The sequence below is a fragment of the Polaromonas sp. P1_E1_2 genome, from assembly GCF_056406035.1.
The window spans coordinates 1-7,424 of record NZ_JBFUAZ010000166.1 but is presented as its reverse complement, the minus strand read 5'-3'; the positions used below and the strand labels follow the sequence as shown (position 1 = coordinate 7,424).

Below are 7,424 nucleotides of genomic sequence, written 5' to 3'. Positions count from 1 at the left end.
TTTGACAGCGGCGCTGTGCGCGTCTTTACCTGCCGTTGAGGCATTTCCTTACAAACCGCAACATGGCAGACGCATGGCTCTAAGTTTGGCGGCGCAGGATGAACGCTTGTTTTTTTCTGCGGGGCAACCACCTGCAGACATCGCCAAGAAAGGCCGCCATGAAAAAGATCGCCGACTTCCTGTTTCACCCGCGCTATTTGCGGGCCATTCCTTCGTTGGTGGTGCTGACCACCGCCATGGCCTGGAGCGTGGCGCCTGACCCGGATGCGGTAGACACCGTGCAGAAGCGGGCGGGGGTGAGCTTGTCACTCAACCACACCGCCGCAGGCAACTGCCCGAACGACAAGCTGCTGGACAAGCCCGAACAGGCTTGAATGCGGCCCAGGCGGTCGTAGCGCGCTAGGGCTTTGCCGCGGCCATCCAGCGGCCGATCTTGCCGACCACGTCGGCCTCCAGCCCGTTATAGCCGTGGTACGCCATGGCTTCGCAGGGGTCGCCCCGGCTTTGGCCGCCGGTGAAGGTCAGCAGCTCGGCCTTCGGCGTCTTGGCCAGTTTTTCCATCAGCTGCGGCATGTCACTGAAGGCGCAGAGCTTGCAGCCGTCTTGTTCGTGGTGCACCACCAGCACCGGAATCGCCAGTTTCTCCATCGGCATTTTGGGCACAGCGCGGCCGTTCGGGTCGGTCAGGATGGTGGACGTGAGCACGATGCCATCAGGGCCGCCCTGCGCCGGCGCCGCCTCGGTGGCGATGTAGCCGGCTGACTGGGTGCCGCGGCTGGTGCCCACCAGCCAGACGGGCACCGGCGACTGCTGCTTCAGCCAGGCGATGACGGCCAGCACGTCGGCGGTGTGTTCGGGCTTTTGCCGGTTGCCCGACAGAAACGGGGGCGACTGTTTGTCTGACGGCGCATCAATCACCGCCACCGCAAAACCGGCGTCGGCAAACTGCTGGCGCGTGCGCACGACGAAGTTGCCGCCGCCCCAACCGTAGCCGCCGCTGTCGTTAACCTGCAGCCCGCCATGGCCGCCGGCCAGCAGGATGACGGAGGCCTTGGGCGTGGCGTTTGGGGCGGTGGGCGCGATGTAGACAAAGCGCTGGGTGACGCCGGGTCGGGTGGGAATGTCGACCACGCGGGGCGCACCTTGCGCCTGGGCGTTGCCGGCCATAGCCATGCTCAGCAACAGGAAGGCCGGCAATGCGTGGCGCAGCCATAGGCGCCGTGCGGATGAATGCGGTGTCATGGTGGGGTTCCTGTAAGGACGTTCCGGGATTTGTTTAAAGAAAGCAGGGCCGAAACCCAATCAGGTCGTGCGCGAGCAGCTATTAAAATAATAGCATTGGCGGTTGACGCTGCTGGCGTGCCGGCGCGTCATGGTGCCGTCGCGGTTTTGATCCACTGCACCATCGCCTCGCTGGCCACGACTGGCGTGGTGAGGTGGTTGGCCTTGACTTCGAGGTACTGGCTTTTGGGGTTGGCGGGCAGCTTGTCGGCAAAGTAGGGACGGGCGTATTTGCTGATGCCGTCGTCTTCGCCCACCACTGTCAGCACGGGGGTGCCGGCCGGGATGCGCGGGGCGGTGACGCCCATGTCGGCATCGGACTCGGGGTCGAAATAGCTGAGGTAGTCTTTCGCGGTGGCCGTCACGCTCAGCTGCTTGCCCTGGTTGATGTCGGAAAAGCGTTCACGCGAATCGCCCTTGCCTGCGGCAACCAGTGCGCGGGCTTCGTTCACGCTGTCGCGCACGACCTTGCTTTGCGGCGATGCGTAGTAGCGCGCCGGCACATGGCCGGGCGCCAGCAGCACCAGTGCCTGCACGTCGCCGCCGCGCGCGGCAAAACTCATGGCGGCGGGCACGCCCAGGCTGTGGCCTGCAATCACGATTTTCGTGGCGCCCTGGCTGCGCAGGGTTTTGACGTGACCGGCCATCTCGGCCATGGCCTTGTCCCAGTTGCCGTCGATATAGCGGCCGCGCGACCAGGGCATGTCGGGAAACAGCACCAGCATGCCTGCGCCTTCCAGCACGGGCTTGATGCGGCTCATGTTGGGGTCGTTGTTGCTGCCGGGGTTTTTGCCGTGCAGCATCAGCACGCCGATTTTGGGGTTGCCGTCTTGCGCGTGGACGGCGCCGGCCAGCAGGGCTGACGCGAAAAGAAGGCCCGTGGCAACAAAGTGCTGGAAATGTCTGCGGCGCATAAAGCCTTTCGGGCGGTGGCTGGCGGGGGATCGAGGTCGGGCCCAATATAACCCCGGCAAACCGCCGCGACAGCCGGGTTTGCACGCAGGGGCCGGGCTTCCTACAATGGCACGATGAACGCCGTCATGCCGCAAACCACCCCCAACGCCCCGGCAACACCCTTGCTGGCCAGTGAACCTGACCGCGCGGCTTACCGCGACTACGCACAACCCGGCCTGGACAGGGTGCGCACCTTCTACCGCAACAACCACCAGAACCAGACCTACGATTTTGTGCAGCGCAAAAAAGCCGAGTGGCTGGCGTTTTCGCAGCGCGAGATGACGCCTTGGGCGGCGCTGGAATTTCTCAACACGCTGGTCGATGAGTCGGACCCGGACATCGAGCTGCCGCAAATCAGCCACCTGYTGCAAACCGCCGAGGCGATTCGCGCCGACGGCCACCCCGACTGGTTTGTGCTGACGGGTTTTATTCACGACCTGGGCAAGGTGCTGTGCCTGTTCGGCGAGCCGCAGTGGGCCGTGGTGGGCGACACCTTTCCGGTGGGTTGCAGGTTTTCAGACCGCATCGTTTACCCCGAATACTTTGACCTGAACCCCGACAGCCGTGACGCGCGTTACAACAGCGAGTACGGCGTGTATGCACCCGGCTGCGGGCTGGACGCGGTGCACATGTCCTGGGGCCATGACGAATACCTGTACCAGCTGCTGAAGTCGCATTTGCCGATGCCGGCGCTGTACATGATTCGCTACCACTCCTTCTACGCCTGGCACCGTGAGGGCCAGTACGGCCACCTGACGGACGCGCAGGACGCGGCGCACCTGGAATGGGTGCAGAAGTTCAACCCCTACGATCTCTATTCCAAGAACGACAGGCCGCCGGTACTGGCCGAACTCAAGCCGTATTACGACGACTTGATGGCGAAGTATTTGCCGGCGCAGCTCAAGCTGTAGTTTGTAGTTTCAGCCCGGGCCCTCAGTCCTCTTCAACGCCGTTGCTGCTGCGGCTGCTGCGCCAGATAGCGCGCACCAGCCATATGCCGCCGGCCATGGCGCCCGTAAAACCCAGAAAGCCGAAGGCCGGCAGGCCAAACAGCGTGGGCCCGCCCTTCACCGTCATGACGATGGACGAGCCGATGATGAGCGCGGCGATCACCAGCGCCATAGCCAGCCGGTTGGCGGCGCGGTCCAACTGGTCGCCCACGCGCTTAAGGTGGGCCAGCTCTATGCCCACGTGCACGCGGCCGCGGCGCGCGTTGCGCAGCAGGCGCGACAGATCATGCGGCAGCTGCCCGGCCAGGGCCAGCGCGCGGCTGAAGGTTTGCCAGCTCCGGGTGGCCAGGGCCTTGGGCTGGTAGCGGGCGCGCACCACTTGCCGCAGCAGTGGCGTGGCTTCAGTGGCCATGTGAAAGCCCGGGTCCAGCCCGCGGCCCATCCCTTCGAGCGAGATGAAGGCCTTGATCAGCAGCGCCAGGTCAGGCGGCAGGCCCAGGTGGTGCTCGCGCAGGATGGCGGTGACATCGGACAGCATTTGCCCCAGGCTGAGCTGGGCCAGCGGCGTGCCGTGGTACTGGTCGACGAAGGTTTCGATTTCGGACTCAAGCTGCGACAGGTTGACGCCATGCTCGTCGCCGGTCCAGTCGAGCAGCACGTCGGCCACGGCTTGCGGCTGGCGCTCGACCAGGCCCAGCAGCAGCTGCAGCAGCTCTTCCCGCCGCCGCGCGGTCAAGTGCCCGACCATGCCGAAATCAATAAAGGCGATGCCGTTGCCGGGCAGGTAAAACACATTGCCGGGATGCGGGTCGGCGTGAAAGAGGCCGTCTTCCACAATCATTTTCAGCACGGCGCGGGCGCCGCGGCGGGCCAGTTCGCCGCGGTCAAAACCGGCCTCGGGCGTGAGCTGCTCCAGTGCGCTGCCGGGCACGCCTTCGACCAGGTCTTGCACATTGACGCGCGGGCCGGTGTGGGCCCAGTGCACGCGCGGGATCACGACATAGGGCAGCGGCGCCATGTTGACGGCGATGCGCTCGGCATGGCGGCATTCGGCGGCCAGGTCGAGCTCACGGTGCAGCGACTTGGCGAGCTCGCGCACCAGCTGGCGCGGCCGGTAGGGTTTGAGTGCGGGCAGCTCTGCCTCGGCCATGGAGGCCAGACGCTCCATCAGGCGCAGGTCGGCTTCGATGACTTCGGTGATGCCGGGGCGGCGGATCTTGACGATGACTTCTGTGCCGTCGTGCAGCTGCGCGCGATGCACCTGCGCTATGGAGGCGGCCGCCAGCGGCGTGGCGTCAAAGCGGGCGAAGACGGTTTCGGGCTCGCCGCCCAGGTCTTCGCGCAGCTGCGGCAGCAGGAGGGCCAGCGGCACGGGCGGCACGTGGCTGTGGAGTTTTTCGAACTCGGTGATCCATTCGGGGCCGAAGAGATCCGCGCGCCCGGCGAGCACTTGCCCGAGCTTGACAAAGGTGGGGCCCAGCTCTTCCATGGCCAGACGCACCTGCTCGGCGGGGCTGATGCGGGCGAGGTCGGCCACGCCGTCCCAATGCAGCGCATGGCCCGCGCGTTCAAGCCTGTCGGCCAGGCCGAGACGGCGCACGCTGTCGCCAAAGCCGTGGCGAACCAGCACGCCGGCGATTTCTGCCAGGCGCGTCATGTCACGCGCAGCGCCGAAGGTCCCGATCAACATCGAATGATGATAGCCCTGAGTTGTGTTGGCGGGCTTGCCTTTTGTCAATTGCAGGGCAGGCGCGGCGGGTTTTCTGGCGTGCTCTATTTGCGGGCTGCGGCGGCTGAGGCGCCGGATTTTTCCTTCTTGTCGGGCAGCTCGATCTTCACTTCCAGCACGTCCAGGTTGTCCTGGCGCTCCAGGTGCAGCTTGATGTCGTGCGGGTCGATGCGGATGTACTTGGCGATCACGGCGATGAGGTCGCGCTGCAGCGCGGGCAGGTAGTCGGGCTCATGGCCGCGCCYTGTGCGTTCGTGCGCCAGGATGATCTGCAGCCGCTCCTTGGCGACGTTGGCAGTTTTTTTCTTTTCGCCGAGAAAAAAGGACAGGAAGGACGCCATCGTTTTATTTCCCCCCGAACCAGCGCTTGAAGAGGCCGGGTTTTTGCGCGTCGATGAAACGCATGGGCTTGTCCTTGTCGCCGAGGAAACGGTCGACCACGTCCTTGTAGGCTTCCGACACATCGCTGCCGTTCATGTGCACGGCCGGCACGCCCTGGTTGGAGGCCTGCAGCACGGATTCGGATTCGGGGATCACGCCGATGAGCTTGATGCGCAGGATGTCCTGGATGTCTTCCAGCGAGAGCATCTGCCCCTGGTCGACGCGGCCGGGGTTGTAGCGGGTGATGAGCAAATGCTCCTTGATGGCGTCGCCGCCGTCGATGGCGCGTTTGGTTTTGCTTGAAAGCATGCCGAGGATGCGGTCGGAGTCGCGCACCGAGGAGACCTCGGGGTTGGTGACGATGAGGGCTTCGTCGGCAAAGTGCATGGCCATGAGCGCGCCGGTTTCAATGCCGGCGGGGGAGTCGCAGACGATGTACTCGAAGTCCATCTCGCCCAGGTCTTTCAGCACTTTCTCGACGCCGGCTTTTGTCAGGGCGTCCTTGTCGCGCGTTTGCGAGGCGGCCAGCACAAAGAGGTTGTGGCACTGTTTGTCTTTGATGAGCGCCTGGTTGAGCGTGGCTTCACCCTGAATAACGTTGATGAGGTCGTACACCACGCGGCGCTCGCAGCCCATGATGAGGTCGAGGTTGCGCAGGCCCACGTCGAAGTCGATGACCGCGGTTTTGTGCCCGCGCAAGGCAAGGCCGGTTGCAAAGCTGGCACTGGTGGTGGTTTTGCCCACGCCGCCCTTGCCGGAGGTGACCACAATGATTTTTGCCATCAGATAAAAGTCCTTTTGAAAGCGATAGATATTTCAGCCGGGGCTGCGGAACCGGCTTTGCCGGGCCGCAGGCGAAGTGAAAAGAGTGGGGGCCATGTCTATGCGGCCAACACATTCATGACGAGACGGTCGCCTTCCTGGCCTTCTTCTGCGGGAACGAGCCGCACCTGCGTGGGCTGGCCTGCCAGGCCTTCGGGCAGCGGGTGTTCAGCGGTGCGGTACACGCCGGCAATCGAAATCAGCTCGGCTTCCAGCGCCAGCGAAAAAATGCGTGCCTCGGTGTTGCCGCGCGCGCCGGCCATGGCCTTGCCGCGCAGCGGCGCATACACATGGATGTGGCCGTCGGCAATGACTTCGGCGCCGGCGTTGACCATGGCCAGCACCACCAGGTCGCGGCCGCGTGCATACACCTGCTGGCCTGAGCGCAGGGGTTTGTCGACCACCAGGGCGCCCAGCGGGGCGGCGGCGGGCGCGGCCACCACCACGGGCGGTGCTGGCTGTTGCTGCTGCACCGGTGCTGCCGCAGCGGGGCGGTCGGGCAGCAGGTGGGCGTCGGGCACGGGCAGCAGCCCGGCTTGCAGGGCGGCCGCCATTTGCGCGGGGTTGCCGCCCTTCACGGAAAGCGGCACCAGCTGGTAGCTGCCCAGCAGGGTGATGAGGGCGGGGAAGTCGATGTCGCCCACCGCGCGGCCGCTGCGCACTGCGGCGGATTGCAGCGGCGAGAGGTCGATCATCAGCGCGTCCTGGTCGAAAAAGTCGGGAATGTCGCCAAAGCGGGCTTGCAGTTCTTGCGCCAGGGCGACGAGGTCGGTGGACTTGAGCAGCAAGGCCACCAGGGGCAGGTTGGCGCTTTTGATTTCGAAGGTGGCGGGGGTGGTGGCCTGTATGGCAACAGTCATGGGTGGAAAGTCATGGGCAGAAGGACAACGGGCGACCGGTGCGGAAAATGAGGGCGAAGAAAGATGGCCGAGGGTAGCGTGCGAAGGGGCTGATTCGCGCGCACGCTTTGTCGCACTTGTGAGCGTATGAAACGCTGGCCGGCAATTTGTAGCGCGCGGGTGGCTGCGGTTGTGCGGCGCGGCAGCCCTGCTTTAAGCGGCCCCCGGCATTGAATGCGCACGGCCCGTACCCATGTGCAGGGCTCATCAGCTCGTCATTACCCTGGACATTTCATGAACTTCCTGCCGCTGGCGCTTGTAACCGCGCTGCTCCATGTTTACATTGGTGCACGCCTTCTCCCCGGGCTGGGGGCGTATCCCGCGGGGCAATGGCTGTTTGCCGCGGTCCTTCTGGTGTCGGCGCTGGTTATGCCACTGGGGCTGATGGCCGGCCGTGTGGCCAAGCAG

General features: G+C 64.8%; 8 protein-coding genes. 2 read left to right on the top strand and 6 right to left on the bottom strand.

Annotation, left to right across the window (positions count from 1 at the left end):
* Nucleotides 1–158: 158 nt before the first annotated feature.
* Nucleotides 159–374 carry a hypothetical protein gene (locus AC1D1P_RS10080; protein ID WP_477672867.1) on the top strand — a complete coding sequence of 72 codons (216 nt, stop codon included), beginning with the start codon at nt 159–161 and terminating at the stop codon, nt 372–374.
* A gap of 25 nt (nt 375–399) precedes the next feature.
* On the opposite strand, the gene AC1D1P_RS10075 is transcribed toward AC1D1P_RS10080, so the two are convergent.
* Together AC1D1P_RS10075 and AC1D1P_RS10070 are read right to left on the bottom strand one after the other, a co-directional pair.
* Nucleotides 400–1,242, bottom strand: coding sequence for an alpha/beta hydrolase (locus tag AC1D1P_RS10075; RefSeq protein WP_477672866.1), 843 nt, complete (start codon nt 1,240–1,242; stop codon nt 400–402).
* A gap of 128 nt (nt 1,243–1,370) precedes the next feature.
* The gene (locus tag AC1D1P_RS10070; RefSeq protein ID WP_477672865.1) at nt 1,371–2,195 is read right to left on the bottom strand and encodes an alpha/beta fold hydrolase; all 825 of its coding nucleotides are present in this window, start codon (nt 2,193–2,195) and stop codon (nt 1,371–1,373) included.
* A gap of 114 nt (nt 2,196–2,309) precedes the next feature.
* On the opposite strand from AC1D1P_RS10070, the gene AC1D1P_RS10065 reads away from it, so the two are divergent.
* Complete coding sequence (locus AC1D1P_RS10065; protein WP_477670419.1) at nt 2,310–3,146, top strand: inositol oxygenase family protein; 837 nt, start codon at nt 2,310–2,312, stop codon at nt 3,144–3,146.
* 22 nt (nt 3,147–3,168) lie between these two features.
* Here the strand turns inward: AC1D1P_RS10065 and AC1D1P_RS10060 are convergent, their stop codons facing one another.
* From AC1D1P_RS10060 to minC, 4 genes are all read right to left on the bottom strand, one after another.
* Nucleotides 3,169–4,875, bottom strand: a complete 1,707-nt coding sequence (locus AC1D1P_RS10060) for an ABC1 kinase family protein (RefSeq protein WP_477670418.1) — start codon at nt 4,873–4,875, stop codon at nt 3,169–3,171.
* Between the two features lie 83 nt (nt 4,876–4,958).
* Nucleotides 4,959–5,255, bottom strand: coding sequence for a cell division topological specificity factor MinE (gene minE / locus AC1D1P_RS10055; RefSeq protein ID WP_477672864.1), 297 nt, complete (start codon nt 5,253–5,255; stop codon nt 4,959–4,961).
* A gap of 4 nt (nt 5,256–5,259) precedes the next feature.
* Nucleotides 5,260–6,078 carry a septum site-determining protein MinD gene (gene minD / locus AC1D1P_RS10050; protein ID WP_348046637.1) on the bottom strand — a complete coding sequence of 273 codons (819 nt, stop codon included), beginning with the start codon at nt 6,076–6,078 and terminating at the stop codon, nt 5,260–5,262.
* A 98-nt stretch (nt 6,079–6,176) separates the two neighbouring features.
* Nucleotides 6,177–6,977, bottom strand: a complete 801-nt coding sequence (gene minC / locus AC1D1P_RS10045; RefSeq protein ID WP_477670416.1) for a septum site-determining protein MinC — start codon at nt 6,975–6,977, stop codon at nt 6,177–6,179.
* Nucleotides 6,978–7,424 lie beyond the last annotated feature (447 nt).